Annotated in this window: 27 protein-coding genes; 13 read left to right on the top strand and 14 right to left on the bottom strand. The window is 66.7% G+C overall.

The genetic code is table 11. From position 1 onward, the window contains the following. Positions 1 to 8: 8 nt before the first annotated feature. The 8 genes from rng to leuS form a co-directional block, all read right to left on the bottom strand. The gene (gene rng, locus N4264_RS09925; protein WP_261696875.1) at positions 9 to 1,496 is read right to left on the bottom strand and encodes a ribonuclease G; all 1,488 of its coding nucleotides are present in this window, start codon (positions 1,494 to 1,496) and stop codon (positions 9 to 11) included. A 144-nt stretch (positions 1,497 to 1,640) separates the two neighbouring features. Continuing rightward, positions 1,641 to 2,210 carry a Maf family protein gene (locus N4264_RS09920; protein WP_261696874.1) on the bottom strand — a complete coding sequence of 190 codons (570 nt, stop codon included), beginning with the start codon at positions 2,208 to 2,210 and terminating at the stop codon, positions 1,641 to 1,643. 124 nt (positions 2,211 to 2,334) lie between these two features. Beyond that, a complete protein-coding gene (gene rlmH / locus N4264_RS09915) occupies positions 2,335 to 2,805 on the bottom strand; it encodes a 23S rRNA (pseudouridine(1915)-N(3))-methyltransferase RlmH (protein WP_261696873.1) in 471 nt (156 codons plus the stop codon). A 102-nt stretch (positions 2,806 to 2,907) separates the two neighbouring features. After that, positions 2,908 to 3,306: a ribosome silencing factor gene (gene rsfS / locus N4264_RS09910; RefSeq protein WP_425508342.1), complete on the bottom strand. Its 399-nt coding sequence runs from the start codon at positions 3,304 to 3,306 to the stop codon at positions 2,908 to 2,910. 312 nt (positions 3,307 to 3,618) lie between these two features. Continuing rightward, the gene (gene nadD, locus N4264_RS09905; RefSeq protein WP_261696872.1) at positions 3,619 to 4,275 is read right to left on the bottom strand and encodes a nicotinate-nucleotide adenylyltransferase; all 657 of its coding nucleotides are present in this window, start codon (positions 4,273 to 4,275) and stop codon (positions 3,619 to 3,621) included. Next, positions 4,272 to 5,297 carry a DNA polymerase III subunit delta gene (gene holA, locus N4264_RS09900; protein WP_261696871.1) on the bottom strand — a complete coding sequence of 342 codons (1,026 nt, stop codon included), beginning with the start codon at positions 5,295 to 5,297 and terminating at the stop codon, positions 4,272 to 4,274. The genes nadD and holA overlap by 4 nt, the downstream gene beginning before the upstream one ends. A 31-nt stretch (positions 5,298 to 5,328) precedes the next feature. Continuing rightward, positions 5,329 to 5,826 carry an LPS-assembly lipoprotein LptE gene (locus N4264_RS09895; RefSeq protein ID WP_261696870.1) on the bottom strand — a complete coding sequence of 166 codons (498 nt, stop codon included), beginning with the start codon at positions 5,824 to 5,826 and terminating at the stop codon, positions 5,329 to 5,331. A 1-nt stretch (position 5,827) separates the two neighbouring features. Then, the gene (gene leuS, locus N4264_RS09890; RefSeq protein WP_261696869.1) at positions 5,828 to 8,569 is read right to left on the bottom strand and encodes a leucine--tRNA ligase; all 2,742 of its coding nucleotides are present in this window, start codon (positions 8,567 to 8,569) and stop codon (positions 5,828 to 5,830) included. A gap of 211 nt (positions 8,570 to 8,780) precedes the next feature. On the opposite strand from leuS, the gene trxA reads away from it, so the two are divergent. Both trxA and N4264_RS09880 read left to right on the top strand, forming a co-directional pair. Further along, positions 8,781 to 9,638: a thioredoxin gene (gene trxA, locus N4264_RS09885; RefSeq protein WP_261696868.1), complete on the top strand. Its 858-nt coding sequence runs from the start codon at positions 8,781 to 8,783 to the stop codon at positions 9,636 to 9,638. Between the two features lie 124 nt (positions 9,639 to 9,762). After that, positions 9,763 to 10,236 carry a DUF4442 domain-containing protein gene (locus N4264_RS09880; RefSeq protein WP_261696867.1) on the top strand — a complete coding sequence of 158 codons (474 nt, stop codon included), beginning with the start codon at positions 9,763 to 9,765 and terminating at the stop codon, positions 10,234 to 10,236. Between the two features lie 53 nt (positions 10,237 to 10,289). Here the strand turns inward: N4264_RS09880 and N4264_RS09875 are convergent, their stop codons facing one another. The 3 genes from N4264_RS09875 to N4264_RS09865 form a co-directional block, all read right to left on the bottom strand. Beyond that, on the bottom strand, positions 10,290 to 11,048 hold the full coding sequence (locus tag N4264_RS09875; RefSeq protein WP_261696866.1) for a hypothetical protein: 759 nt from the start codon (positions 11,046 to 11,048) through the stop codon (positions 10,290 to 10,292). Between the two features lie 44 nt (positions 11,049 to 11,092). Continuing rightward, complete coding sequence (locus N4264_RS09870) at positions 11,093 to 11,653, bottom strand: hypothetical protein (protein ID WP_261696865.1); 561 nt, start codon at positions 11,651 to 11,653, stop codon at positions 11,093 to 11,095. 135 nt (positions 11,654 to 11,788) lie between these two features. Next, positions 11,789 to 12,403: a P-loop nucleotide/nucleoside kinase family protein gene (locus tag N4264_RS09865; protein WP_261696864.1), complete on the bottom strand. Its 615-nt coding sequence runs from the start codon at positions 12,401 to 12,403 to the stop codon at positions 11,789 to 11,791. A gap of 145 nt (positions 12,404 to 12,548) precedes the next feature. On the opposite strand from N4264_RS09865, the gene N4264_RS09860 reads away from it, so the two are divergent. From N4264_RS09860 to N4264_RS09835, 6 genes are all read left to right on the top strand, one after another. Further along, positions 12,549 to 14,828 (top strand): bifunctional serine/threonine-protein kinase/formylglycine-generating enzyme family protein, encoded by a 2,280-nt coding sequence (locus N4264_RS09860; protein WP_261696863.1) that lies wholly within the window; start codon positions 12,549 to 12,551, stop codon positions 14,826 to 14,828. An 82-nt stretch (positions 14,829 to 14,910) separates the two neighbouring features. Next, positions 14,911 to 15,573 (top strand): DUF502 domain-containing protein, encoded by a 663-nt coding sequence (locus tag N4264_RS09855; RefSeq protein WP_261696862.1) that lies wholly within the window; start codon positions 14,911 to 14,913, stop codon positions 15,571 to 15,573. 76 nt (positions 15,574 to 15,649) lie between these two features. After that, positions 15,650 to 16,513 (top strand): acyl-CoA thioesterase II, encoded by an 864-nt coding sequence (tesB, locus tag N4264_RS09850; RefSeq protein WP_261696861.1) that lies wholly within the window; start codon positions 15,650 to 15,652, stop codon positions 16,511 to 16,513. 113 nt (positions 16,514 to 16,626) lie between these two features. Further along, the gene (locus N4264_RS09845; protein ID WP_261696860.1) at positions 16,627 to 17,070 is read left to right on the top strand and encodes a putative signal transducing protein; all 444 of its coding nucleotides are present in this window, start codon (positions 16,627 to 16,629) and stop codon (positions 17,068 to 17,070) included. 106 nt (positions 17,071 to 17,176) lie between these two features. Further along, on the top strand, positions 17,177 to 17,908 hold the full coding sequence (locus tag N4264_RS09840) for an arginyltransferase (RefSeq protein ID WP_261696859.1): 732 nt from the start codon (positions 17,177 to 17,179) through the stop codon (positions 17,906 to 17,908). 66 nt (positions 17,909 to 17,974) lie between these two features. Further along, positions 17,975 to 18,274, top strand: a complete 300-nt coding sequence (locus N4264_RS09835) for a hypothetical protein (protein WP_261696858.1) — start codon at positions 17,975 to 17,977, stop codon at positions 18,272 to 18,274. A gap of 52 nt (positions 18,275 to 18,326) precedes the next feature. Here N4264_RS09835 and purT read toward each other — a convergent pair whose 3' ends face one another. After that, on the bottom strand, positions 18,327 to 19,508 hold the full coding sequence (purT, locus tag N4264_RS09830; RefSeq protein WP_261696857.1) for a formate-dependent phosphoribosylglycinamide formyltransferase: 1,182 nt from the start codon (positions 19,506 to 19,508) through the stop codon (positions 18,327 to 18,329). Between the two features lie 176 nt (positions 19,509 to 19,684). Here purT and N4264_RS09825 point away from each other — a divergent pair, with 176 nt between their 5' ends. Together N4264_RS09825 and N4264_RS09820 are read left to right on the top strand one after the other, a co-directional pair. Next, complete coding sequence (locus N4264_RS09825) at positions 19,685 to 21,139, top strand: transglutaminase-like domain-containing protein (RefSeq protein WP_261696856.1); 1,455 nt, start codon at positions 19,685 to 19,687, stop codon at positions 21,137 to 21,139. Between the two features lie 53 nt (positions 21,140 to 21,192). Then, on the top strand, positions 21,193 to 22,068 hold the full coding sequence (locus N4264_RS09820) for a YjiK family protein (RefSeq protein ID WP_261696855.1): 876 nt from the start codon (positions 21,193 to 21,195) through the stop codon (positions 22,066 to 22,068). Between the two features lie 66 nt (positions 22,069 to 22,134). Here N4264_RS09820 and N4264_RS09815 read toward each other — a convergent pair whose 3' ends face one another. Further along, complete coding sequence (locus tag N4264_RS09815; protein ID WP_261696854.1) at positions 22,135 to 23,283, bottom strand: NAD(P)/FAD-dependent oxidoreductase; 1,149 nt, start codon at positions 23,281 to 23,283, stop codon at positions 22,135 to 22,137. Between the two features lie 134 nt (positions 23,284 to 23,417). Here N4264_RS09815 and N4264_RS09810 point away from each other — a divergent pair, with 134 nt between their 5' ends. The 3 genes from N4264_RS09810 to N4264_RS09800 are packed head-to-tail and all read left to right on the top strand — an operon-like array spanning position 23,418 to position 25,092. Further along, positions 23,418 to 24,284, top strand: a complete 867-nt coding sequence (locus N4264_RS09810; RefSeq protein WP_261696853.1) for an SPFH domain-containing protein — start codon at positions 23,418 to 23,420, stop codon at positions 24,282 to 24,284. Between the two features lie 4 nt (positions 24,285 to 24,288). Beyond that, a complete protein-coding gene (locus N4264_RS09805) occupies positions 24,289 to 24,468 on the top strand; it encodes a type II toxin-antitoxin system antitoxin (protein ID WP_261696852.1) in 180 nt (59 codons plus the stop codon). A gap of 33 nt (positions 24,469 to 24,501) precedes the next feature. Continuing rightward, positions 24,502 to 25,092, top strand: coding sequence for a M15 family metallopeptidase (locus N4264_RS09800; protein WP_261696851.1), 591 nt, complete (start codon positions 24,502 to 24,504; stop codon positions 25,090 to 25,092). Between the two features lie 12 nt (positions 25,093 to 25,104). Here the strand turns inward: N4264_RS09800 and N4264_RS09795 are convergent, their stop codons facing one another. Beyond that, on the bottom strand, positions 25,105 to 26,721 hold the full coding sequence (locus N4264_RS09795) for a tetratricopeptide repeat-containing sulfotransferase family protein (protein WP_261696850.1): 1,617 nt from the start codon (positions 26,719 to 26,721) through the stop codon (positions 25,105 to 25,107). Positions 26,722 to 26,947: the final 226 nt, after the last annotated feature.

Genomic DNA, 26,947 nt, shown 5'->3' with positions numbered 1-26,947 from the left:
ACCCCGTGTCAGAGCAGCACGACATCGAACTGTTCCTGCGAGTAATGCTCTTCCGGCTGGAACCGGATGGTCTTGCGGATGAATTCTTCGAGCTCGGCCACGGCGGCCGATTCTTCCTCCAGTATGCGCCCGACCACCTTGGGTGCCGCCAGAACGAGCAATTTTTCTGCATCAAACTGGCGCACGGCGCGCGTGATCTCGCGAAAGATCTCGTAGGTCACCGTTTCAGCCGTCTTCAGGCTGCCGCGTCCGCTACATTCCGGACAGGGTTCGCACAGCTGCCGTTCCAGGCTTTCCATGGTGCGCTTTCGCGTCATCTCAACCAGCCCCAGCGGTGACATGTCGTACACCGTGGTCTTGGCGTGGTCGCGCGACAGGGCCTTTTCGAGCGTGCGCAGCACCTGGCGCTTGTGCTCCTCGTCGGTCATGTCGATGAAGTCGATGATGATGATCCCGCCCAGGTTGCGCAGCCGCAGCTGCCGCGCCGCCGCCTGGGCCGCCTCGAGATTGGTCTTGTAGACCGTTTCCTCGAGGTTGCGATGGCCGAGGAAGCCACCGGTGTTCACGTCGACCGTGGTCATGGCCTCGGTCTGGTCGACGATCAGGTAGCCACCGGACTTGAGCGGCACTTCCTTCTTCAGGGCGCGCTGAATCTCATCCTCGACGCCGTAGAGATCGAAGATCGGCCGCTCGCCCGGGTAGTGCTCGATGCGCTCGACCATGTCGGGCATGAACTGCTGGGCGAAGCTGATCGTCTTGTCGTAAGTCTCTCGGGAATCGACGCGGACTTTCTCGATGTCGCGCCGCATCAGGTCACGCAGGGCGCGCAAGGACAGCGGAAGGTCTTCGTAGATGCGTGCGCCGACCTTGGCTTTCTCGATGCCTTCCCGCACCGCCATCCACAGGCGGCCGAGGTAGTCGACGTCTTCGGCCAGTGCCTCTTCGGTCTGCCCTTCGGCATTGGTGCGCACGATGTACCCCAGCGCGCTGTCGCGCCCGAGGTTCTGCAGCACTTCCTTCAGGCGTGAACGTTCCGCCTCGTCTTCGATGCGCACGGATACGCCGACCATGCGCGAGTACGGCAGCAGCACCAGGTAACGCGAGGGAATCGACAGGTGGGTCGTGAGCCGCGCGCCCTTGCTGCCGATCGGATCCTTCACCACCTGGACGACGATCTCATGCCCCTCGCGCACGAGGTCGAGGATCGGCGGCGTCACCGTCGGCGCGGTGCCGTTCTCGTTGCCCGCCTCGCCGACCAGCGAGGGCGCGGCACGCACGATATCCGAGGCGTGCAGGAATGCCGCGCGCTCAAGGCCGATCTCGACGAACGCCGCCTGCATGCCGGGCATGACCCGGCTGACCTTGCCCTTGTAGATATTCCCGACATAGCCACGTCGCAGGGCGCGCTCGATGTGCACTTCCTGCAACATGCCGTTTTCGACGACGGCCACGCGCGTTTCGCGCGGCGTCACGTTGATCAGTATTTCTTCGCTCACGGGGCTACCTTGTCAGCGCAGACCTGAACCAGACCCCCCGGTCGACCAGAACTGAACCGGTCGGACCGGAGTGACCGGCGTCAGGGAACCGGGTTTATAGCCGGGCCTTGTTGGCCTTGTCGATGCCACGCCGGCCATGGGCGTTCATCCGACAATGCCGAAATGCGACAGGAGTCGCGTGGTTTCGTGCAGCGGCAGGCCCATCACGCTGGAATGGCTGCCCGACAGATGGGCGATGAAGGCGGCCGCGTGCCCCTGAATGCCGTAGGCGCCGGCCTTGCCGAAAGGTTCGCCGGTCGCGATGTAGCGCGCGATGGTGGCCTCATCCAGGGGGGCGAGGGTGACTTCGGAAATCTGGGTGACGTGTTCCTCGCGACCCGCACTGACCGCCCAGACGGAGGAGATGACCTGGTGAGTCCGGCCCGACAGGCGCCGCAGCATCGCGAGGGCGTCCGCGGCGTCGGCTGGTTTTCCGAAGATGTCACCATCGAGTACCACCTCGGTATCGGCGCCCAGGACGACAGCGCGCTCGACCGCAGCAACGGCGAGAAATCCCGCGCCGGCCTTTTCCCGTGCCACCCGGCTCACATAGTCCTCGGGCGGTTCACCCGCACGGCGCAACTCCGGGACATCCACGTCCAGCACGCTGAACCGCAGTCCGACCTGCTCAAGCAATTGGCGCCGCCGCGGAGATTGGGAGGCAAGGTAGAGCATACGGTCCATATCCTTTCGAGAGCGGCCTGGGTCGGAGTCTAACCCCTCCCGCGCGAGCCCGACGACGCCCGAAGCGGCGCATCGGCATCACTTAACCACAAATTCACAATGGAAAAACCGCGCGTCACGCGCGATGGTAGGGATGATTTCCCAGCAGGCTGACCGCGCGATACAACTGCTCGGCGAGAATCAACCGCACCAGCATGTGTGGCAGGGTCAAGGCGCCGAGCGAGAAGCGCTGGTCCGCGCGCGCCAGCGCAGCAGCGGCCAGGCCGTCGGGCCCGCCGATCAGGAAGACCGGATCGCGCCCCTGCATGCGCCACTGCCCCAGTTGGACCGCGAGTTCCTCGCTGGACCAGGTCTTGCCCCGGCCATCCAGTGCCACGACGTGGGCCCCCTTGGGAATGGCGGCGAGCATCGCCGCGCCTTCGTCCTCCAGCGCCCGCACCAGGTCACGTCCCTTGCCGCGATCACCGAGCTTGAGTTCCACCAGGTCCAGGGGAAGTTCCCGCGACAGGCGCTTCTGGTACTCCGCCAGGCCTTCCGCTACCCAGCCGGGCATGCGTTCGCCGACCGAGATCACGCGCGCCCTCACGGGCGCACCGGATGGACGGTGTCAGCGAAAAGAAGGTCACCCCGGAGTCGGAGGAAGCCCGGCGCCGGCGCGTTCAGCCGAAGGCGAGGCACGGGCCGCCGGTCAGGCGCTGGCGGCTTCCGAAAACTCATCGGCACCGGCCGTCCACAGGCGCTCCAGCCCGTAGAACTCGCGCACCCGCGGCAGCATCACGTGCACCACGATGTCACCCAGATCGACCAGTACCCATTCGGCTTCACGCTGGCCTTCCACGCCCAGCGGCATGACGCCGATCTTCTTGGCGTACTTGATGACCTCATCGGACACCGACTTCACATGCCGCGTCGAGGTACCGCTGGCGATGATGATGAAATCGGCGATGGTGGTCTTGCCGCGTACATCCAGTGCGGTGATGTCCTTGGCCTTGAGCTCTTCCAGCGCGCGGATCACTTCCGCGTGCAGGTGTTCGACAATGTCCAGCGGCACCGCCGGCTTCTTGCCCGCCTTGCGGGTCTTCTTCAGCGCCGCGGCCACCGACGGCTGCAGGGCAGCGATGTCTTTCCTGGCGGCGGGGCGCTTTGCGACGGTCTTCTTCGCGGCCGCGGGCTTGCGCTGCGACGGCGGCAGCTTGGGGCTCGCGGATTTTGCGACGGGTTTTTTCGCCGTCGTGCGAGGCGTCGCGGACTTCTTCGGGGAAGCGGATGGGGTCTTGGAAGTCGGCTTTTTGGTGGTGGCCAAGCGTGTAATACCTCTGGTTTTGGCGAATGCCCGGCCGGGGCCGGACGGGCGCAGTATACCGCCACTGGAGATGCCGGTCCGCCCGCACCGGCGGGCTCAGGCGCGGCGGGTGTACCAGCCCTCGGCGCGGATGGCCGCCAGTACCGCCTCGGGAACCAGGTAGCGCGGCTCCTCGCCCACGGCCAGCTGCTGCCGGATGGCAGTGGCAGAAATCTCCAGCGCCGTCACGTCCAGGCGCAGGACGAACCCCGCCGGGGCGCTCCGCCAGTCGCCGTCCAGTGCGCACTCCCGCCCTGCGACCTCGGCCTGGAGTTCGCCCGGCCAGGCCGGCTCATGGCCGGGCCGGGTCATGACGCCGAAATGGGTCAGCGCGAACAGTTCACGCCATTCGCGCCAGCTGGCAAGGCCCGCGAACGCATCCTCGCCGACCAGGAGCACCAGCGGGTGCCGTGCCCCCACTTCCGCGCGCAGCTCGCGCAGCGTATCGACCGTGAAGGAAGGGCTGTCGCGTCGCAGTTCGCGATCGTCCACGACGAGCCGTTCCTGCCCATGCAGGGCCAGCCGCAGCATCGCTGCGCGTGCGGCGGCCGGGGCCTGGGGCTGCGGCCGGTGCGGCGGTACGTTTGCCGGCATCAGGCGGACACGCGCGCCCAGCCATGCGGAGGCTTCCCACGCGGCACGCAGGTGACCGTTGTGGACCGGGTCGAAGGTGCCACCCATCAGTGCGATGGGAGCCGCGGACGCGTCGCTCATATCGCGATGTTTCGAATCAACGCCGTGGACCGCGGCAGCGCCATTGCCGCCAGCAGGCGCTCAAACTCCACCCAGGCATCGCCGGCGCCACGCCCCTTGCTGATGCGGTCGATCTTCGCCGCCTGCGCCAGACAGGTTTCCCAGTGGACCAGACTGCCGCGCTGCAAGGCCTTGCGGTACAACCCTTCGCGCGCCGGCCAGATCCGCTCCGCGCGGAATCCCTGGGCCGGATTCGCCGCACTGGCCAGGCGCACCATCAATTGCAGCTGGTTGAGCACCCAGCCCATCAGTGCCGGCACTTGTTCACCTTCGCCCCGCAGGCCGCCAAGAATGCGCAGGGCGCGCGCCGCATCACCCGCCAGCGCTGCGTCCGTCAGTTTGAACGCGTCGTAGCGTGCACTGTCCGCCACCAGGTTTTCGAGCGTATCGGCATCCAGCAGCGTGTCGCCGGCCAGGAGCGCCAGCTTGTCGATTTCCTGCGCCGCGGCCAGCAGATTGCCTTCGACGCGCTCGACCAGCACTTCGATCGCATCGCGCTGGGCACGCACGCCCCGGCTGGCCAGGCGTTGCGAGATCCAGTCGTACAGTTCGTTGGTCTTGAGTGGCCAGATCGGCACGAACGCACCCGCCGCATCCACCACGTCGACCCACGCTGCTGCGTGTTGCTTGCTCCACTGGGTGGCGGTGATCAGCAGCACGGTGTCCGGCGGCGGTCGTTCGCAGTACTCGGTGATCGCGGCCGCGCCGTCCTTGCCGGGCTTGCCGGTCGGTACGCGCAGGTCGATCACCTTGCGGCTGGCGAACAGCGACATGCCACTGGCAGCGCGCGCCAGGTCGTCCCAGTCGAAGCCGCTCTCCGCATCCAGGATGTCGCGTTCGAGATACCCGAGTTCGCGCGCACGTGCGCGCAGGGCATCAGCGGCCTCGATCAGCAGCAGGTGCTCTTCGCCGGCCAGGAAATAGACCGGCTTGAGTTCGCTGCCGCCCAGGTGCCGGCGCAGCTGTTCAAGGCTCAGCGGCATGGCGGATTCACCAAGGCCTGGAGTGTCCGGCTCAGTGCCGGCCGGCCGCTTCGATGCGGCGCAGGATCGCCTGCACCATGTCGCGTTCGAGCTGGCGGCGCAATTCCTCTTCCTGCGCCGCCACGCCCAGAGCCTGCGTTTCATCGAATGTGTAATCGCGGCTCAGTTCGATCTGCTGGCGCTGGATGACCACGGCACCGGCGGCGTCGACGGCGTCAAATTCCACGCGGTAACGCATCGTGTACTCGCGCACCCGCGCCGTGGAGCCGACCGAAAGCGGCTCCGGTCCCAGGCTGCTGACCGGAATGCGCAGCGTCGCCGCTTCCGGCGCGGGCGCTTCGAGCACCTTTGCACCCGCGCGCTCGAGCGCGCCGGGAAGGTCGCGATGGAGGCGGCTGCCCGGATCGGCGATCTCCAGGTACACGGTACGCAGCGCATCGGGCACGTTGGCCTGTTCACGCAGGTGGAACCCGCACGCGGCCAGGGCCAGCGCGAAGCACACAAGAATACAACGCAACAATGCAGTCATTTCAGCCCGCCACGATATTGACGATCTTGCCCGGTACCACGATGACTTTCTTCACGGTCTGCCCGTCGAGGAACCTGGCGACCGTCGGGTCGGCCAGCGCAAGGCGCTCGCATTCGGCCTTGTCGGCCGCCACCGCCACCTCGATCTGGCCGCGCAGTTTGCCGTTGACCTGCACGGCCAGGGTCACCGCATCGCGCTGCAAAGCCGCCGGGTCGGCGACGGGCCAGCGTTCGGCTTCAATCAGGCTTTCGGCATGGCCGAGCGCCTGGCGCAGGGTGTGGCTGAAATGCGGCGTGATCGGGTTGAGCATCAGCGTGACCGCTTCCCAGGCTTCCTGCCGGATGGCGCGCGCGACATCGCTGTCGCCGTCGAACTTCGACAGCGCGTTGAGCAGTTCCATGATGGCCGCGATGGCCGTGTTGAAGGCGTGCCGGCGACCGATGTCGTCGGACACCTTGGCAATCGTCTCGTGCACCTTCCGGCGCACGGCCTTCTGCTCGGCGTCGAGCACCAGCTCGCCGCGGCGCAGGGCCTCGGCACCCGCCTGCGACTGGGCCACGGGCGCCGCGCCGACATGCCGGTGCACCTGGCTCCACACGCGGCGCAGGAAGCGCGCCATGCCCTCGACGCCGGCCTCGTGCCATTCCAGCGACATGTCCGGCGGTGCGGCAAACATGGAGAACAGGCGCACCGTATCGGCGCCGTAGGCATCGACCATGGCCTGCGGATCGACGCCATTGTTCTTGGACTTGGCCATCTTCTCGATCGGCCCGATCTCCACCGGCAGGCCGTCGGCGGCGAGCGCACCGATGACCTTCATGTGTTCGTCGCGCTGAATGGTGACGTCGGCGGGGTTGAACCAGGAGGTCGTGCCATCCGCTTCCCGGCGGCAGAACGTCTCGGCCACGACCATGCCCTGGCACAGCAGGTTGGTTGCCGGCTCGTTGCTGCTGACCAGGCCCGCGTCACGCATGAGCTTGTGATAGAAGCGGAAATAGAGCAGGTGCAGGATGGCGTGCTCGATACCGCCGATGTAGTGGTCGACCGGCAGCCAGTAGTTGGCGCGCTCGTCAACCTGGTCCTGCGCACCCGGGCTGGTGTAGCGAGCGTAGTACCAGCTCGATTCCATGAAGGTATCGAAGGTGTCCGTTTCGCGCTCGGCCGGGCCGCCGCACTGCGGGCACACGCAGCGGCGCCATTCCGGATCCGCCTTGATCGGCGACTGCACGCCGCTGAAGGCGACATCTTCGGGCAGCACCACGGGCAGCTGGTCATCCGGTACCGGCACCACGTCGCACGTGGCGCAGTGGATCATCGGAATCGGGCAACCCCAGTAGCGCTGCCGGCTGACCCCCCAGTCGCGCAGACGGTAGTTCACGCGGCGGTTGCCGCGCCCCTCGCCCTCGAAGCGGGCGGCCAGGGCATTGAACGCCTGGTCGTAGCCCATGCCGTCGAATTCCCCGGAATTGACCAGGAACCCGCGCTCGGTCCAGGCGCCTTCGTTCAACAGGCGCTGCTGGAATTCCTCGATCAGCTGCACGGCGGCGGACGGCTCGTAGACATCCCGCACCGAGCCGCCGCCCAGGGCGGTGGTCATCGCATCGCCGCCGGCGGCAACATCGCGCCGGAGTTCGAGGATGGCGTCGTGGACGTCGTCGTTGACGATGACCATCTTGATCGGCAGGTCGTACTTGCGCGCGAATTCCCAGTCGCGCTGGTCGTGGCCGGGCACCGCCATCACCGCGCCGGTGCCGTAGCCCATCAGGACGAAGTTGGCGACCCACACCGGCACTTCATCGCCGGTGATCGGATGAATGGCGTAGACGCCGGTGAAGACGCCTTTCTTTTCCGCCGTCTCGATATCGGCTTCAGCCGTACCGCCGTGGCGGCACTCCTCGATGAAGGCCGCCACTTCCGGACGGGACTGGGCCGCTTCCAGCGCCAGCGGGTGCTCGGCCGCCACGGAAACGAAGGTCACGCCCATGAGCGTGTCCGGGCGCGTGGTGAACACGCGCAACCCTTCGGACTGGCCCTTCACGGCGAAGGCGAATTCCAGGCCTTCCGACCGGCCAATCCAGTTCCGCTGCATGGTCTTGACCGCGTCGGGCCAGCCCGGCAGGTTATCCAGCTCGGTCAGCAGCTCTTCGGCATAGGCGGTGATCTTCAGGAACCATTGTGGAATTTCTCGCTTTTCCACAATCGCACCGGAACGCCAGCCGCGGCCGTCGATCACCTGCTCGTTGGCCAGGACCGTCTGGTCGACCGGATCCCAGTTGACCACGCTCATCTTGCGGTAGACCAGGCCCTTCCTGAACAGCCGCGTGAACATCTGCTGTTCCCAGCGGTAGTACTCGGGGCGGCAGGTGACCACCTCACGCGACCAGTCGTAGGCAAAGCCCATGCGGTTGAGCTGGGCTTTCATGTGCTCGATGTTGGCGTAGGTCCACTTCGCCGGCGCGGTCTTGTTCTTGATCGCCGCGTTCTCGGCCGGAAGACCGAAGGCGTCAAACCCCATCGGCTGCAGCACGTTCTTGCCCTGCATGCGCTGGTAGCGGCTGATCACGTCGCCGATGGTGTAGTTGCGCACATGGCCCATGTGCAGCGCGCCCGAAGGGTACGGAAGCATCGACAGGCAGTAGAACTTGGCCTTGCCGGGCTGCTCGGTGACCTGGAAGGCGCGGGTATCGTTCCAGAATTTCTGCGCGGCGGTTTCTACCGCCTGGGGCTCATAGGTATCGTGCATGGAGTTGTGCGGTCAGGCCGGCGGCTCGGACCGCGGCACAAAATAAGGGGGAATAGTCACGGCAGACTACCGCAGCGCAGCAAGGTCCGCCAAGCCTCGGCGCCGGGCATGCCGTGCGGCACCGCCGGAGACCGCCCCGGCCATGGGAATGCGCCGCCCGATCGCTTAACCTGACGCATCCCGTTCGCGCCGATCCACAAGGAGTACCGCCATGGCCGAGTCCACCCACGCGTTCGACGCCACCCAGCACAATTTCGAGGCCGCCGTCATCCAGGCGTCCTTCGAGCAGCCCGTCCTCGTGGATTTCTGGGCCGCCTGGTGCGCCCCCTGCCGCCAGCTCAAGCCGGTGCTGGAAAAGCTGGCCGACGAATACGCCGGTGCTTTCCGGTTGGCGAAGGTCGATACCGAGGCCGAGATGCAGCTGGCTGCCGTGTTCGGCATCCGTTCCCTGCCCACGGTCGTGCTGCTCAAGGGCGGTCAGATGATCGACGGGTTCATGGGCGCCCTTCCGGAGCAGGCTATCCGGGAATTCCTTGCCCGGCACGAGATCGTTCCGGGCGTCGACATGACGGTCGAGGAAGAGCTGACGCTGGATGAATCTCCCACGCAGACTGTCACACGCCTGCAACAGGAAATTGCCGCCCATCCGGACCAGCCCGAGCTGAAGCTGGAACTCGCCCAGGCCTTCATGCAACTGGGCAACGCCTCAGCCGCGGAAGCCGAACTGGATTCGCTGCCGCCCAAGCTCACTGGCGATGCCCGCGCCGTCCGGCTGCGCGGCCAGCTCGATTTCGCCCGCGCGCTGGACGGCGCGCCGGCCCTGCCGGAACTGCGCCAGCGCCTGGACCAGGACGCCAACGATCACGCGGCGCGCGACCTGCTTGCGGTGTACCAGGTGGTCAGCGGCGACACGACGGCAGGTCTCGACAACTTCCTCCACATTCTCCGGACCGATCGCAGCTGGAACGACGGCTTGGCGAAGAAGCGCCTGATCGCTGCGTTCAACGTGCTCGACGACGCGGACCTCGTCGGCACCTACCGGCGCAAGATGGCGTCCGTGCTGTTCTGACGCGGTGCGTCATAACTTCATCATTTTGCTCTAATTTCTCTTGCTTTAATCGAGCCCGCGATGTCCTGCCGGCGGCGCGACCCGCCCCGGCAGGCCTCCTCCCCTCCACTACGCCCGGGCTCGTATGAAAGCGTCTGTTCTCCGCCGGATCCTCAACCTCTGGCCACCCTTCCTGTTCGCCGGCATTCGCGTCAAGGCGCTTTCGGCGGACTGGCGCCACGCCAGCGTCCGCCTCAAGCTGGCCTGGTACAACCGCAATTACGTCCGCACCCATTTCGGCGGCAGCCTGTTCGCGATGACCGATCCGTTCTGGATGATCCTCGTGATGCACGCCCTCGGACGCGACTACATCGTGTGGGACAAATCCGGCGTCATTGATTTCCTCGCGCCTGGACGCGAGGACGTTTTCGCCGAGTTCACCGTCGACCAGGCCGTGCTGGACGAGATCCGCGAGGCCACCGCCAGCGGCGACAAATACCTGCGCTGGTTCGACGTCGATGTGACCACCGCCGCCGGCGAACGCATCGCACAGGTCCGCAAGCAGCTGTACATCCGTCGCAAACGCGACCGCGTGCCGGCGGACGCCATCGAAGGCTGATCCGGTCCCGCTCGACAGCCCCCTTGGGTTCAAGGGGGCTGTCGGATGGCTTCCTAGGTCATCAGGCTGCGGATCTTCACTGCCGCGATCGCGATCAGGCCAAAGCCGAGGAGCCAGCCCACGTCGATCGGCGATCCCGTCGCATACTGCTTGGTCACAGACAGGTAGTTGTAGATCTGGTTGCCGGCGTAGTAGAGGAGGATGCCAGCCAGGAGATACCACCAGGCCTGCGCGATTTCGCCGCCGCGAAACGCCGACGCCGTCATCACGGTCACCCCCAGCAGCACCGGGTCGAACAGGGCGTAGCAGCCCGCTGTCAGCACCAGGAGCGGCGCACCGCTGGTCAGGCCGGGCCAGTTGGCCCAGATCGCAATGGCAAAGGAAATGCCGAACAGGGCCAGGGCCACCGCCTTGCCCCACAGCGGCGCCACCAGGCCGGTAGATCGGGTGAACACCAGCAATCCTGCTGCAATCAGTGGACTGGTCAGCAGATAGCCCACGTCCGCCAGCGACGGAAACGGTGTTTCCTTACCGTCATTGAGCAGCGGATAGCTGGCGAACACCGTGGCACCGATGCCCCAGGCCAGCACGCCGCCGCCGATCAGGCCCCATACCTTGCGCAGGGGGCTGCCCTCGGGCAGGGCGAACACGGTGCGAAAACACAAGAATGCTGCCGCCAGCGACAGCAGCGTCTGCATCACGTTGGAGTAATACAGACGCACCTTCGGGTCGATTCCCACTACGGCGAACACGACGACCAGTGCCGCCGCTACCACCCATACCGCCGCCCCTGCTTTGGACACTGTCGTCATGGCTGCCTGCTCCTGTCCGACTGTTCAACATGCGTTGACCGTGGTTACGACACCTTCGCGTACAGCGGCGCGAACAATTTCTGCGCCTGGCCGGGGCCTACCATCTGCGCCACGTAGTCACGGCACTTGTCGAGAAAGGCGGTCGGTGACTTTTCCGGGGGAGTCGCTGCGGCGATCTCGGCAAACTTCCTGGCCGCCCCGGAACCGTAGAATTTCTCCAGCAAAGCCCGCGATTCCTCCGCCAGCGCCTGCGCGTCGGCCGCCGCCAGCCCGGCGGGCTGTACGGCGGGGCCGTGGCCATGCCGGTCGAACTCCTTGAGCACCGCATCGATCGGCAGGGTCGCGGGCCCCTGGGCTTCAATATCTGCTTCGCTGTCAGGCGCCACCTTGACGCGGGTCAGCTCCAACTGCAGCAGCTGCTGCAACGCATCACCGTCGGACATGGGCGAGGCCAGGAAACTCACCGCACAGCCCGTTCCACCCGTCACCCGGATGAAACCGCTGCGCAGGCGCTCGTCCTGCTTGCCGAAGAAATAGATCTTGCCGGAACGCTGCCCTTGCTTGAGTCCGGCGATGTGGTCGCGCAACTCCGTCCAGTTGCTCATGAGGTAGCCCTCATCCGGGTCGTCTGCCGCCGCTGGCCCCTATGCCAACGCCGCTATCAACGTAGCCGCAGCACGGATATACAGCAAAAGGCGCGCCATGCGAAAGCCCGCGGACCAGGCGTCCGCGGCGGTGCGTCAGCGACGCAGGTCCAGGTCGATACCGGCCAGTGCCGCGATCGACGCCACGGCAAGACGGCATACCTCCACCGCGGGCAGGGTGGCATCAATGCTCAGGGTGCCCGGCGGCGGCGGTTCCATGCGCGCCAGCACCTCGCCAACCACATCCGGCGTGCGGTCCCGCGCAAGATGCACGTTGGCTGCGATGTCGCGCGAAATCCGCTCGCGCGCCACCTCGGAAGGGCAGTCCAGGTGCAGCGCGACCGGCTGGAAGCCGTGCGGGCGCACCACGCGATCCACCCGCACCAGATCGGCCCGGCGCGAGAACGTGCAACCGTCGATGACGCTGGATTCGCCCAGCATGCAATTCATTTCCACCGCCAGCAGCAAGGCGCGGAATGATGCGCGCTTTTCCACGAAGCTATAACTGCACCGCGGGAACATCGCATGACGGATCGCATCGCGATCAACCCGGCGCAATCCGAGCTGGTCGCTGATCGCGCGCGCCACGACGCTCTTGCCGGAACCGGGCAGCCCGATCAGCGCCACGACGAGGGGCTTGGCCGCGCCGGCGCGTGAAGATCGCGTGGAATCGACGGGCGCTGCAGGAACGGGGGTCGGGACAGAGGTCATCGGCAGCTAATCTGCCACGACCACCCGCCCCGCGCCAGCCAACTGCATCACGCCCGCGAAGTTCGTCGCTGCCATACCGATTGGCATGAGCGTTCGCATGCGCATCCGATAGAATAGGCGAAGGATCCGTTTCGAATCGATGACGATGGCCGTCGCCCCGGGCATACCCTTCGACATTCCCGGCTACCGTATCGCACGCCAGCTGGGACAAGGCGGCATGGCCACCGTGTACCTGGCGACGCAGACATCGCTCGGCCGGCAGGTTGCGATCAAGGTCCTCGCCGCCGAGCGCACGCCCAGCAATGAACTGATCAAGCGCTTCGAGAACGAGGCGCGCACCATCGCGCGCCTGGATCACCCCAATATCGTCAGCATCTACGATGTCGGACGCGCCTCTACCGGCCAGCTGTACTACACCCTGCCCTACCTGCCCAACGGCGACCTGTCGACCCGCCGCAATATCCAGGATCAACGCGTCATCCTGGGCATCCTGCGCGGGCTGGCACAGGCCCTGGCGTATGCACATGAACAGGGCATCGTCCACCGCGATGTCAAGCCCGAGAACGTCCTGTTCGACAAACTGGACCGGCCGCTGCTGGCGGATTTCGGCATCGCGCTGGCCCGCTACAGCGACATCCGCATGACCCGCGAGGGCGCGACCCTCGGCTCGACCGGCTACATGAGTCCCGAGCAGGCCCGCGGCCATGTGATCGATGGACGTTCCGATCTGTACAGCCTCGGCGTCATCGCCTATGAACTCCTGACCGGCGACCTGCCTTTCCATGGGCCGGACGCGCTGTCGGTGGCGCTGGCCCACGTCGAGCAGGCGGTCCCGCGGTTGCCGCCGACGCGGCGCGTCTGGCAGCCCCTGATCGACAAGGCCCTGGCAAAGGACCCCAACGACCGCTTCCAGGACGCCGCCGCCTTCCTGCGTTGCCTGGAGCAGATCGAAGGTGACCTCGACGGCCGCCGCAAACCCGTTGCGACGGCGATTGGCTGGCGCGAGCGGCTCTCGGCAATACCCGCCAGTTTCTGGGTCGGCGCCAGCGTGGTCGTGGGCACATCGCTGCTCCTGGCAATGTTGCTCTGGCCCGGCGCCGAGGCGCCTTCCAACGGAACGGTGATTGCCACCGGCGCACCCGCCGTCGCGCCCCAGCCGACGGACAAACCGGCCGAACCGCCGGAACCGGCGCGCGCGGGAGCCGACGTTGCCGGCCTGCTGGCAACGGCGAAATCCAACCTCGACCAGGGCAAGCTGGTCACCCCCGCCGGCGACAACGCGGCCGAAGGCTATTTCGCCGTGCGGGCCGCCGACGCCACCAACGCCGAGGCCACGGCCGGGCTGGTAGCCGTACTGCAGGCACTCGGGCGGCAGGCCGACGAGGCGATCGCAAAGGGTGACAGTGACAGCGTGCGCCAACTGCACGAACAGGCGCGCATGCTCAGCGAGCGCGCCGTTCTGCGCTCCACGCCCGACTGGCCCCAGTACCTGGCCGCACGCCGCAGCGCCTTCGAGCAACAGGTCGCGGCGGGCCTGCAGGCGAGGGATCCGGCCGCGCTGGAACGGCTGCAAGCAGTGGCCGACACGTTCGTGCAGGACGATCCGGCCTTTGGCGAACACTGGCGCCAGGCGCAACGCTCGCTCGCGCCGGCGAGCCCGCCCATCGACACGACCACCATCAGCGCCGACGCCGGCGGGCCCGAGCTCGTGCTGGTGCCAGCTGTCATTGACGGACGCAGCCTCGATCACGCCTTCGCCATGACCCGCAACGAAGTCACACGCGGTGAATACGCGGCATTCGCCAAGGCCACCGGCCGCGCCGAGGCCAATTGCCGCGAGCCGATGAAGATCCTTTCGCGCTTCCGCAAGCTCAGCTGGCGCAATCCGGATTTCGTCCAGCAGGAAAACGAACCGGTCGTGTGCGTCAGCTGGCAGGATGCATTCGCCTATGCGCGCTGGCTCAGCCAGCGAACCGGTGCAACTTACCGACTGCCGACCGAGAGCGAATGGCAGCACGCCACCCACAGTATCGGCCGGGGCAACATCTGCGAACTGGGGAACGTGGCCGACAGCACCATGGGGGGACGCTTCACCCTGGCCGACCGGCACAAGTGCAACGACGGCAACGCGCACACCGCAAGCGTGGGCCGCTACCGTTCCACTGCCCTGGGTATCAACGACCTGGTCGGCAACGTCGCCGAGTGGACTCTCGACTGCGGCGCCGGCGGCGCGCTGGACCGGTTGATGAAACCGGATGCCTGCCCCGAGCGGATCTTCCGCGGCACGTCCTGGCGCGACGGCCCGAACGATTCCACCAGCACGCGGCGCGGGTCCAGCGACCCGGACATCGGCTACACCACCGTTGGCATCCGGCTCGTGCGGGAACTGGACGGTGCAGCCGGCGCCTCGACGGCCGGCCGCTGATGCCGACACGCGCGCCTGCTGGCACACTTTCTGGCTACCTGGCGTTACCCGTTGATCCGCCCAGCTCCACACCAGGGAATACATGCGCACTCTTCACATCCAGCGGTACCTGATCACGGGGCTTCTCACGGTCGTCCCGTTGTGGATCACCTTCCTGGTCTTCCGCTTCATCGCCTCGCTGCTGGCACAGTTCGGCGCGCCGCTGATTGGCGCGGCTTTCCACGCCCTATCCACGGTTTTTCCGGGCGCAGCCGCCTTGTTCGCGGAACAGTGGCTGATCTCGGCGATCGGATTCGCGGCGACGCTGCTGGCGCTGTACCTCATCGGCTGGATCTCCAACCGCGTGTTCGGCCAGCGCATCCTGGCCGGGCTTGATGCGCTGATGGAACGCATTCCACTGGTGCAGTCGGTCTACAGCGGCACCAAGAAACTGATGGCGATGCTGCAGAACAAGCCCAACGGAACCCAGCGTGTGGTGCTGATCGATTTTCCGTCCCCGGAACTCAAGACGATCGGCTTCGTCACGCGTGTGTTCGCCGATGCCAGCGGCCGCGAGATGGCGTCCGTGTATGTGCCGACGACCCCCAATCCGACCGGCGGCTACCTGGAAATCGTGCCGGTCGACAAGCTGACAGCGACCGACTGGAGCGTGGACCAGGCCATGGCCTTCGTGCTGTCCGTCGGTGCCGTCGCGCCCGATGCACCGTTTCCGGCCACCTCGCCCGTGCCGCCTCGCGGCGAGTGAATCGTTACAGTCCGCAACGGCGCCGCTTGCCGGCGTCGCCCGCCCCTACAATCCGCGCCCCCTCCCGAGAAACCCCATGACGTCCGTGGTGCACGAACTGATCGACCTTCTGGCGCTTGAACGCCTGGAAGACAACCTCTTCCGCGGCCAGAGCCGGGATATAGGCACCAAGTACGTGTTCGGCGGCCAGGTACTCGGCCAGGCACTGTCAGCCGCGCAGAAGACCGTGGACGCGCCGCGCCAGGCCCATTCGCTGCACGCTTACTTCCTGCGTGCCGGCGACATCGACGCGCCAATCGTGTACTCGGTCGAACGTACCCGCGACGGAAACAGTTTCTCGGTCCGCCGCGTGGTCGCCATCCAGCACGGCCAACCGATCTTCACCTGTTCGGTCAGCTTCCAGGTCGACGAAGGCGGGGTCGAACACCAGCTGTCGATGCCGGAAGTACCCAAGCCCGAAGATCTTGAGCCACCCGCGTCCATTGCGCCGGAGGAACTGGCGAAAATCCCGGTGAAACTGCAACGCTGGCTGGGCATGAAGGGGCCGTTCGAGTTCCGGCCGGTGTACCCGCGCAACGAAGTGAAGCCACCCAAGCGCCCGCCGTACCAGCAGGTGTGGTTCAGGCTCGCGGACAAGGCGCCGGATTCGCCCGAACTGCACCGCGCGATGCTGGCCTATGCGTCCGACTTCCACCTGGTGGGAACGGCCACGTTTCCGCACGGGATCTCGTATTTCCAGCCCAATGTGCAGATGGCCAGCCTGGACCACGCGCTCTGGTTCCACCGCCCGTTCCGCGCCGACCAGTGGCTGCTGTACGCCTGCGATAGCCCGACCGCGCAGAACGCGCGCGGACTGGCGCGCGGCCTGATCTATTCGCAGGACGGCCAGCTGGTCGCAAGCACGGCACAGGAAGGCTTGATCCGGCTGACCGGCAGCTGATCCGGCCCCGTGGTTCGGGCCGCTTTGCCGGATCATGCGCATCGGACCACTTATCCCGCTTATTCCCTGCAGTTGCACTTCGAGACCCCGCGCCGGGCGGCTACACTGGACCCATGAGACAGATCTACACCTCCCTGCGCCACGAAAACATCGACCGGGTCGTCGCCCTGCTGACCGAGCACGGCATTGAAACCAGCGTCACCAATCGCAGCTCCTACAAGGGCAGCGACTGGAAACGCTTCAGTTACAGCCAGCGTCCCGACCATTCCACCTGGCCGCAGGTGTGGGTGGTCAATTCCAACGACCAGACGCGCGCCCGCGAGCTGCTGCGCGAGGCTGGCATCGAACCGCCGACGCGCTACTCGGAAGAGCTTGCTGCCGAACGAAACGTGCCGCTGACCGGCCCGGCCCGCCACCGGGCGGTTGCCAGCCGTATGCGGATCGGGGCACTGGCCCTGGTCGCCGTTGCGTCCATTCTTCTAGGCGTGCGCAGCTGCAGCGTCGGCAAGCAGGCCGAACCACCCAAGCCCCAGGTCATTCCGGTCGTCACCCATTGAGGGAGGCCTGCCGAATGCGGCATACGCGCACTACCGGACGTCCCCAGCCCGCTGGTCGCCGGCACCGCGGCAGGACCAACGTCCCGTTGAAGGCTGGCGTACAGCCATGAAATCCGACGTCGTCCGCCTGTTCCAGACGCTGCCGCATGACTGCGGCTACTACGTCGACCGGACAGCCCAGAACCTGGTCATTGACCCCAGCGCGCCAAACCTGTCGGCGATCTACGGCCTGGCGCTCGCGCGGGGTTTCCGTCGCGCTGGCGGCCATGTCTATCACCCGCACTGCGTCGGCTGCCAGGCCTGCGTACCGTGCCGGCTGGCAGTGGGCGAATTCCAGCCCACCCGAAGCCAGCGGCGCTGCCTCAAGCGCAATGCGGACCTGAGCACGCGCATCGCACCGGCGCGCTTCACCGACGAGTATTTCGATCTCTACTCACGCTATCTGGCCGGGCGTCACCGCGATGGCGGCATGGATCATCCCTCGCCAGACGATTTCGGGCGCTTCCTGTACACCGACTGGAGCCCGACGCGATTCCTGGAGATCCGGCGCGACAACGATCTGCTCGGCGTTGCCGTGACCGATATCTGCGCCGAGGGGCTATCGGCCGTCTACACGTTCTACGACCCCGCCGAGTCGAGCCGGGGGCTGGGCACCTTCGGTATTCTGGCCCAGATCGAATGGGCACGGCTGGCGCGTTTGCCGCACCTGTACCTGGGTTACTGGATCAACCGGCATCCCAAGATGGACTACAAGCGACTGTTCCAGCCGATGGAAGTGATGCGGCACGGCCAATGGCGCCCCTTTGCCGAGCACGATGCGCCCAATCGGCCGGAATAGCCGCACGAGGACTGTTCGGTATCGCAATACCCTGGCGTTTCCATGGCGAACCTGACGGAGGCTTCCATGCTGTTCACGCTACCGATTCGCGCAGTAATGACATCCTTGCTGTTGGCTGCCACCGGCACGCCGGCCTTCGCCGATCCCCCCGCCAAGACGGAGTCCGCGATGCAGTGCAAAGGGCCATTCCACGAACTGTTCGAAGCCAGCCGTGCCAACAAGCGCGGCGTTACCCTCTACCTGGCCGGCCAGACGCTGGAGGGTGTCGTCGTTCGCTGCGACGAGGGCAGCCTGGAGCTGACCAGCCAGCAATACGGCCGCATCGTGGTGCGCACCGATCGCATTGACGCTGCCGCCATGCAGTAGCGGGCACGACCGGCGCCCGCTACGCCACTGATAGCAGCGCGGGCGCCGGGCCTTACACCTCCACGCGGATTTTCGCCGCCGCACGACGCGCCTTCGCACGAGCGGACGCGATATCGACATCCCGCGCCAGGGTCACTGCCATGCGCCGCTTGCCGCGCACTTCGGGCTTGCCGAACAGACGCACCTGCGTATCCGGCTCCGCCAGCGCATCCGCCACGCCGTGGTACACCGGCTGGTCGCCATCCCCCTCGGTCAGCACGGCGCAGGAAGCAGACGGCCCCCATTGGCGGATCGTCGGAATCGGCAGGCCGAGAATGGCCCGCGCATGCAGCGAGAACTGCGGCAGATCCTGCGAGATCAACGTCACCAGGCCCGTATCGTGCGGCCGCGGACTGACTTCGGAGAAGATCACCTCATCGCCCTTCACAAACAGTTCGACGCCAAACACCCCCCAGCCGCCGAGGTTCTCGGTGACGGAACGCGCGATGACCTGGGCGCGCTCCAGCGCGACGTTCGACATCGGCTGCGGCTGCCACGATTCGCGATAGTCCCCGTCGATCTGCAGGTGACCGATCGGATCACAGAAAGACGTGCCGTCCCGATGGCGCACCGTCAGCAGGGTGATCTCGTAGTCGAATGCGATGAAGCCTTCGACGATCACCCGCCCCTGGCCGGCGCGGCCACCGCTCTGGGCATAGTCCCAGGCGGCCTGCGCGTCGGCTGCGGATTTCACCACGCTCTGCCCCTTGCCGGAAGAACTCATGACCGGCTTGACCACGCATGGCGTACCCAGCGCGGTCACGGCCGCGTGGAATTCCTCCACGGTGTCGCAGAACCGATAGGGCGAGGTCGGCAGTCCCAGGGTTTCCGCGGCCAGCCGCCGGATGCCTTCGCGGTCCATGGTCAACCAGGCGGCGCGTGCAGTAGGGATGACGCGCAGGCCTTCCTTTTCCAGCTCGACCAGCGTCGGAGTGTGGATGGCCTCGATCTCCGGCACCACGAGATCGGGCTTTTCCTGCGCGATAAGCGCGCGCAGCTGGACGCCGTCGAGCATGTTGATCACGTGGCTGCGGTGCGCCACCTGCATGGCCGGGGCATTGGCATAGCGGTCGACCGCGATCACCTCGATGGCAAGGCGCTGCGCCTCGATGGCGACTTCCTTGCCCAGTTCTCCCGAGCCCAGGAGCATGAGGCGGACCGCGCCGGTCGTCCGCGGCGTACCGAAAGGTTTCATGGAGCCTCCCAAATCCGGCCATTGTAAGGGAACGACCGGCCGCACCGCGGTGGGCACCGGCGCTGTGCGCGCCCCGCCCCGCCATCGCCATGACGGAACTTATCGGGCCCGGTTTGGCACAATGCGGACCTCGCGGCGCGCCTGTACCGGGCGCGCCGGCCACCGCAAGGAATCCCATGCGCCGCATCCTCGCCAATGCCCTGCTCCCTGTGTCCCTCCTGTGCGCCGCACTGTTTTGCGGCACGAACGCCGCGGCGGCGCCGGTCGAAGAGACCTGGATGAGCGTCACGCTCGATGGACGCAAGATCGGCCACATGCTCAACCGGCGCGAAGAACGCGGCGGGCATGTCGTCACCACCCAGACGCTGGATGTCCGTATTGACCGCGGCGGCATCGGCATCGGCATGGTCACCAGCGAAGTCAGCGAGGAAACGGCCGACGGCAAGCCGCTGTCGTTCCGCTCCCATTCCAAGTTGTCGGGAACCGAGACCACCCTCACCGGCACTCTCGACGGGGAAACGCTGTCGATCGAAACCAGCGTCGGCGGCGCCACCCAGCGCAAGACGCTGGCCTGGCCGAAGGGGGCGCTGCTGTCGGAAGGCCTGCGCCTGGCCGCCATCAAGCAAGGTCTGAAGCCCGGCACACGCTATGACCTGGTTGCGTTCCAGCCATCCAGCCTCGACGCCTTCCCCGTCACGACGGACATCAAGAAAACCGAGGTCGTTGACCTGCCCGGCGGCCGCCGCAATCTGGTGCGCGTGGAACAGCAGGTGCTCGTGCCCGGCATGCCGCTGCAGAGTGGCGCCTGGGTCGACGAGAAATACAATGTCCACAAACTGACGATGCAGCTGCTCGGTTTCAAGCTGGAGATGCTGGCCTGCGACCAGGCCTGCGCCCAGGCACCCAACCAGCCGGCCGACATGCTCAAGTACGCCATCCTGCAGGCGCCCCGCGCGCTGGGCACCGATGACCTCAACGGCAGCCTGCGCTACACGCTGGTGCCGCGGGATCCGGCCAAGCCGTTCACCCTGCCGCCGACCAGCGAGCAGACGATCCGGCAATCCGACAAGTCGATCCAGGTGAGCGTCGCGCCACGCCCCGTCGCCGATGGCGAGGCGCCCGTTGCTGCTGACCGGCTGGCCAATGCCTGGCTGCAGTCGGATGCGCCGGAAATCGCGCAGCTGGCGAAAGACGCGGCGGCAAACGCCAAAACCGATGCAGAAAAGATGAGCCTGATGGAAGGCTTCGTGCGCAGTTACATCAAGGACAAGAATCTCAGCGTCGGCTACGCCTCGGCCCTGGAAACGCTCAAGACCCGCGAGGGCGATTGCACCGAGCACGCGCTGCTGCTGGCAGCGATGGGTCGCGCCCTGCAGATTCCCACGCGCGTGGTGGACGGTCTCGCCTACACCGGCCAGTTCGGCAATGCCGAACGGGTGTTCGTGCCGCACGCCTGGGTGCAGGCCTGGGTGGACGGTCAATGGCGCAGCTACGATGCGGCGCTCAATGGTTTCGACAGTGGCCACATCGCGCTGGGGGTCGGCGACGGCGATCCCTGGCGCTTCTACGCGGGTATCGGCACGCTGGGGAATATCACGTTGAAGTCTGTCGAGAACGTCAAGGCGCCCTGATGGTGTGTGTTGGTGTCCGAGGACGCCGGTGCGCCGCGTTGAGCGTGCTGGCGATGATCCCGCTGCTGGCGTCGGCACAGCCGTTCGATCCACTGCCGAAGATGGCTGGCGTGTTTACCGACAGCCGGCTCGATGAACTCAGTGGCATGGCCGCATCCGCGCGTAGCGACGGCCGCTACTGGGTACACAACGACTCGGGCAATGGCGCCCGCCTTTATGCCGTGAATGAAGCAGCCAGCATTGTGGGTGAGGCGGTCGTCGACCGGCTTAAACCCGTCGACTGGGAGGACATCGCCGCCTTCACGGAGAAGGGCGTGCCCTACCTGGTGCTTGGCGATGTCGGCGACAACGGCGGCGTGCGTCGCACCAGCGAGCTGGTCGTGATCCGCGAACCCGACCTGGCAACCGATTCCGGCGCCGACAACGCACGCCGGCGCGTTGCGATCGAACGGACGATCACCTACCGTTTTCCCGATGCCCCCCATGACGTGGAGGCCATCGGGGTCGATACCGCATCCGGCCAGGTGCTGCTGGTCACCAAGCGCACCCAGCCACCGCAGGTCTGGGCCGTGCCGCTGCATCCGCCCGCCGGATCCGGCGTCCTAGAGGCTCGGTTGCTGGGCCCGCTGGCCTTGCCGCCCGAACGTGACGGCGCCATGCCGAAGCGACGCACCCAGCCGCGGCGGCCGACCGGAATGTCCCTGTCGCGCGATGGCGCGCTCGCGGCCGTGCTCACCTATGACGCGGTCTGGCTGTACGAGCGCAAGCCGGGCCAGGATTGGGGCACCGCCTTTGCCCAGGCGCCGCGGGAACTGCCCTTCGCGCTGGCGCCGCAGGCCGAGGCAATTGCCTTCAGCGCGGACGGGCGCACGATTTTCGTAACCGGCGAACACTGGCCGGCCGCGTTGATCCGGTTCGACGCACGTTGAACCCCGCCCGGATATGCGCGCTACTGCAGTCGTAGCGTCCCGCTGGGGCGGTACGGTTACCCGTCGTCATGCCGTCATCGGTGAACCGTCCGAATGGCACAGCAGTGAAGCCAGGGCCGAAGGTCGGCCCAGAGCCAGTTGCACCAGGGCTTCGCCACAGAGCGCACCGAGCACGTTGCCGGTGCCGCAGTAGGCGCCCGTAACAAACACTCCCGGCTGCACACGTCCGAACAGCGGCAGGCCGGTGCGCGAAAAGGCAACCCGTGCCGACCAGCGGTGCGTGATCGTCGCCTGAGTGCCGATTTTCGTGCGCAGCAGGCGTTCCAGGTGCGCCTGGACCGGCGCCGACGTGCCGGTCGTTTCAGTCCATTCGGCGTCGCCGCCGATGTCACGCGCGCCGCCGAGTGCAACGCGGCCGTCCGGCAGCTGTTGCCAGTAGTCCAGGCCATCCCGGTAGTAGACGGGCCGCTGCAACACCACGTCCGCAGCCGGTGCGGTAGCCAGCATCTGCAATCGCACGGAGCGGACTTCACCTGCCAGGCGCGTCAGCAGGTGTTCCAGGCCCCCGTCGACCGCAATCAGGATGCGATCGGCCACGATCACGCCAGCGGGTGTCACCACCCGCCCGGTTTCCACTGACAGGGCCGGCGTGCGGCCGTAGAGGCGTGCGCCGCGTCGCTGCACGAGCGCAGCCAGATGGTTCCAGCGCTCCGCCGGGTCGAACGCGCCGTCTTCGGGAACGAGCACGCCGACGCCTTCCGGTCCCTCGTAGAGCTGGGCGGCCAGGCCGTCGCGGTACATGGCGTCGAGCTGCCGCGTGCAGTCAGCCCGTTCGGCCGCGTCAGCGGCGAGGCGCAGGGAGCCGGTCTGGCGAACACCGGGCACACCCGCCGCATAGAGCTGGCGCAATCCTTCCACCGTCAGACGGTAAAGGGCGAGAGCCCGCTGACGGCCGAAGCGGGCGACGGCGTCGTGGTAGAACTCGGCCTGGCCGGCGAGCAGGAAACCGCCATTTCCACCCGCCGCGCCCGAGGCAACGCCGACGGCGTCGATGCCGATCGTGTCGACGCCGGCCTCGCACAACGCCCGCACCGCGGAAAGGCCACTGCCGCCCAGCCCGATAACGCAGGCATCGCATCGCAGCGGACCAGGAAGCCCCGGCAGGGCCACGGCCGTGTCGGCCGACCAGACAGGCTGCGCGTGAACGTCCGTCATGACCCCCTCCCTGTCGACAGGCCATGAACTATAGCGTTCCCATCACGGGAGAACCGCAGCAACCGGCCATGACCGCTGGCGTTGGCAATGTGATATCTAAATGATATCGTTTGCTCAAACAGCGGAGAACAACGATGAACGAGAAGCAAGCCTGGTCCGTATCCGGCCTCCCCACCCTGTTCGCATTCATTGCAGCCTACGTCGCCGTCGTGGCCGCCTTCATCTACGGCGCAAGCCAGCAGTCACCCCCGTTCATCATCGGCGCCATGTTCACCACGGTCATGCTCACCCTCCTGACCAAGGGCTTTTTCCAGGTCCAGCCGAACCAGGGCAAGGTGATGCAGCTGTTCGGGCGCTACGCCGGAACAGTGCGCGACGAGGGCCTGCGCTGGACCAACCCCTTCTACAGCAAGCGCGACGTCAGCCTGCGCGTGCGCAACTTTGAGTCGTCCAAGCTCAAGGTGAACGACAGCGAAGGCAACCCGATCGAGATCGGCGCCGTCGTGGTGTGGCAGGTGGTCGATACGGCCGAGGCGGTGTTCCGCGTCGACGACTACGAGGATTTCGTGCAGATCCAGTCCGAAGCCGCCCTGCGGCAGATGGCGACAAGCTATCCCTACGATTCGCACGACACCGGCGAACCGGCGCTGCTGTCGCATCCCAAGGTCGTCAACCAGCACCTGCGGGATGAAATCCAGGAACGGCTGGGCCGGGCGGGCGTGGACGTGATCGAAGCACGTATCACCCACCTGGCCTACGCGCAGGAAATTGCACAGGCCATGTTGCAGCGCCAGCAGGCCGGCGCCATCATCGCGGCCCGCACGCGCATCGTCGAGGGCGCTGTAAGCATGGTCGAGATGGCCCTGCAACAGCTGCACGGCCGCGGCGTCGTCACGCTCGATGAGGAACGCAAGGCAGCGATGGTGTCCAACCTGCTCGTCGTGCTCTGCGGCGAGCGCGCCATCCAGCCGGTGGTCAACGCCGGCACCCTGCACCACTGAGCCTGTGAGCGAGAAAAAAGCCTACCCGCTGCGCATCAACGCGATCGTCCTGGACGCCATGCAGCGCTGGGCGGATGACGAACTGCGCTCGCTCAACGCGCAGATCGAATATGTGCTGCGCGACGCGTTGCGCCGGCAGGGACGCCTGAAGGCCGACCCACCACCCGAGCCACCGGTGGAATAATCCCCGGCACAGCGGGAACGACGGACCTTGCAAATGCGTGAACGCTTTATCGATACACCGGAAGGCATTGCCCTGCCCCGCCTGGCCGACCGCCACCGCCGCGACGAGCTGTCGCGGCAGGCCGGGGCCCTGGGCGTACCAGCCGACTACGGCGATCGACACGGCTTGCGCGTCGTCGCCGAAGCGCGCGTGCTGCGTTTCATCGGCTACGACCTCTATGACCGTCCGCAGTGGCTGGCTCCGCGCGCGGCGCGCGCCTGGTTCGCGATGCGCCAGGCCGCCGCGGTGGCGATGGTTGAACTGCACGTGGTTTCCGCATTCCGCTCGGTGGACTACCAGTTCGGGCTGCTGCAGCGGAAACTCGACCGCGGCCAGTCGATGGACGACATCCTGGCCGTCAGCGCCGCGCCCGGCTACAGCGAGCACCACACCGGCCGCGCGCTGGATCTCACCACGCCGGGCTTTGCAGTGCTGGAGGAGGAATTCGAGCACTCGCCCGCCTTCGCCTGGCTGCAGCGGCATGCGCCGGGCTACGGATTTCACCTGTCATTCCCGCGCGACAATCCGCACGGCATCGCCTACGAACCCTGGCACTGGTGCTGGCGCCCGCTACGTCGTGGATAGCAATCCAGCACGTCAGCCAAAGGCGACGGTCATTTCCGGCAGGTGCGGCGAATACGCGCGCCAGCGGCCAACCGAGCTGGCGTAAACATTCTGGCGGGCCTGCCATACGCTCGCCGTGGCAATCGCCGCGCGCGGCGCATCGTCGGCCACGGCCGTCGTGGCCTCGGCGCCGAGAAACTGGCGCAGCCGCGAGACGGTCCCGGGCGTGTCCGCCACGAGGGTTTCGTAGTCGAGCTCAAAAATGGGAATCGGCAGCGTTTGCCGCCAATGCTGCATCAGGCGCTGGTAGCCGCGGGCATAGCTGGCGATGTCCGAGAACTGGTAGGCCCAGTTCATGTCTTCGTGCGCGAAATGCTGGCTCCAGATCGACAAGGCCGTGTCGAGCAGGTCCCGGCGGCAATGGATGATGCGTGCGTTGGGCAGCATCGCGGCGATCAGCCCCAGGTGACGGAAATTGAGCGGATTCTTGTCGATGTAGAACCGCACCGGCGCGTCGTCCTGGCGCAGCTGGGCGCGGTACAGATTGGCCGCACCGGACAGCGCATTGGCCGCCGGTGCAGCTCCCAGGTTCGCCGCCAGCGCGGCTATCCAGTTGAGCTCGCTACGGTTGACCGTATCCGCATGTCGCGCCAGCTGGCTCGCCACCAGCGTGGTGCCCGAACGCGGCAGACCGACGACGAAAACCGGTACCACCCGGTCGTCCGACAGGCCCGCGGCACTGATCCGCTGGCGCATCTGCGCCTCCACGAAACGCTGCCAGCCGTGTTCCTCCCAGGACAGGCGGCTGCGCGTCAGCGCATTCGCGGCACGGAATTTCTGCGCCGCTTCGGCGCGTTCGCCCAGGTCGTCCAGCGCCTTGCCCAGCGCGAAGTTGACCGCGGTACGGGCATCGTCGGTGAGGTCCTTGCGTGATTCCGCCTCGCGCAGAAACGTGAGGTCGGGGTCATCTGACTTGCTGAATTTATGCGTATGCGCCAGGCGCAGCCACGCGGCTGCCTGGCGCGGATCCTTCTCCACGGCCGCGCGCAGGCGCCGCCGGGCCGAACCGAACCGCCCCAGCACGAGCGCGATGCTGCCCGTCATGGACAACAGGTCCGCATCCTCCGGATGACTGGCGAGGATGGGCTCGGCCAGCTCCTCTGCCTGCGCATGGCGCTGGCACTCTTCCAGGAAACGCAGCGTGCGCAGATCGCCCAGCCGCGTGCGCGGCAGGCGCTTCCAGACGTCGTTGATGATCTCCGCCGCGGCCGTCAGGCGCCCCTGCTCGCGCATCAGGAACGCCAACGCCAGCGGCGCGTCGGCATGCAGGGGTTCGGCCGCGATGACTTCGCGGAACATGTCCTCCGCCTCGCGTGCCTGGCCGGCCAGCCGCAGCACCACGCCGTAGAGATAGCGCAGCGACGTTGCGGTTGCCCAACGGTTGAGTCCGGATTCCAGCAGCGCGCCCGCCACCGGCAAGTGCCCCATCCGCAGCAGGTCCTCGGCGCACTGCACCCAGTGCGGCACACCGGCGCGGGCGGTCTCGAAACGCACGATCAGCTGCTGCAGGGCCGGCGCTGCGCGGCCGGCCGCGATGCCGCGGGCCAGGTCGTTCATCGCCGCGGCATATTGTTCGGTGCTCAAACTCATCGTCGATCGGTCATCCAGATCCCGCCAGCACGGGCACCGCGCATTATCGACGTGATCGGCAGCAGCACAACGGCCGGAGGGCACCCGCACCGCCCCGCGGGCATCGACCATCGTCCGGTTGTGACCGATTGGACAGATCCGCGGCCCACCGTGCATTTCGCCCGGGCGCGAGCCCGTCGCACGCCTCTTGCATCCTCCTCTGCGGCAAGGGGGGCTTGCTGCCGCT

Source organism: Tahibacter amnicola (assembly GCF_025398735.1).
GTDB classification, from domain to species: domain Bacteria; phylum Pseudomonadota; class Gammaproteobacteria; order Xanthomonadales; family Rhodanobacteraceae; genus Tahibacter; species Tahibacter amnicola.
The sequence above is the reverse complement of the archived record's forward strand: the minus strand, read 5'-3'. Positions and strand labels throughout refer to the sequence as shown.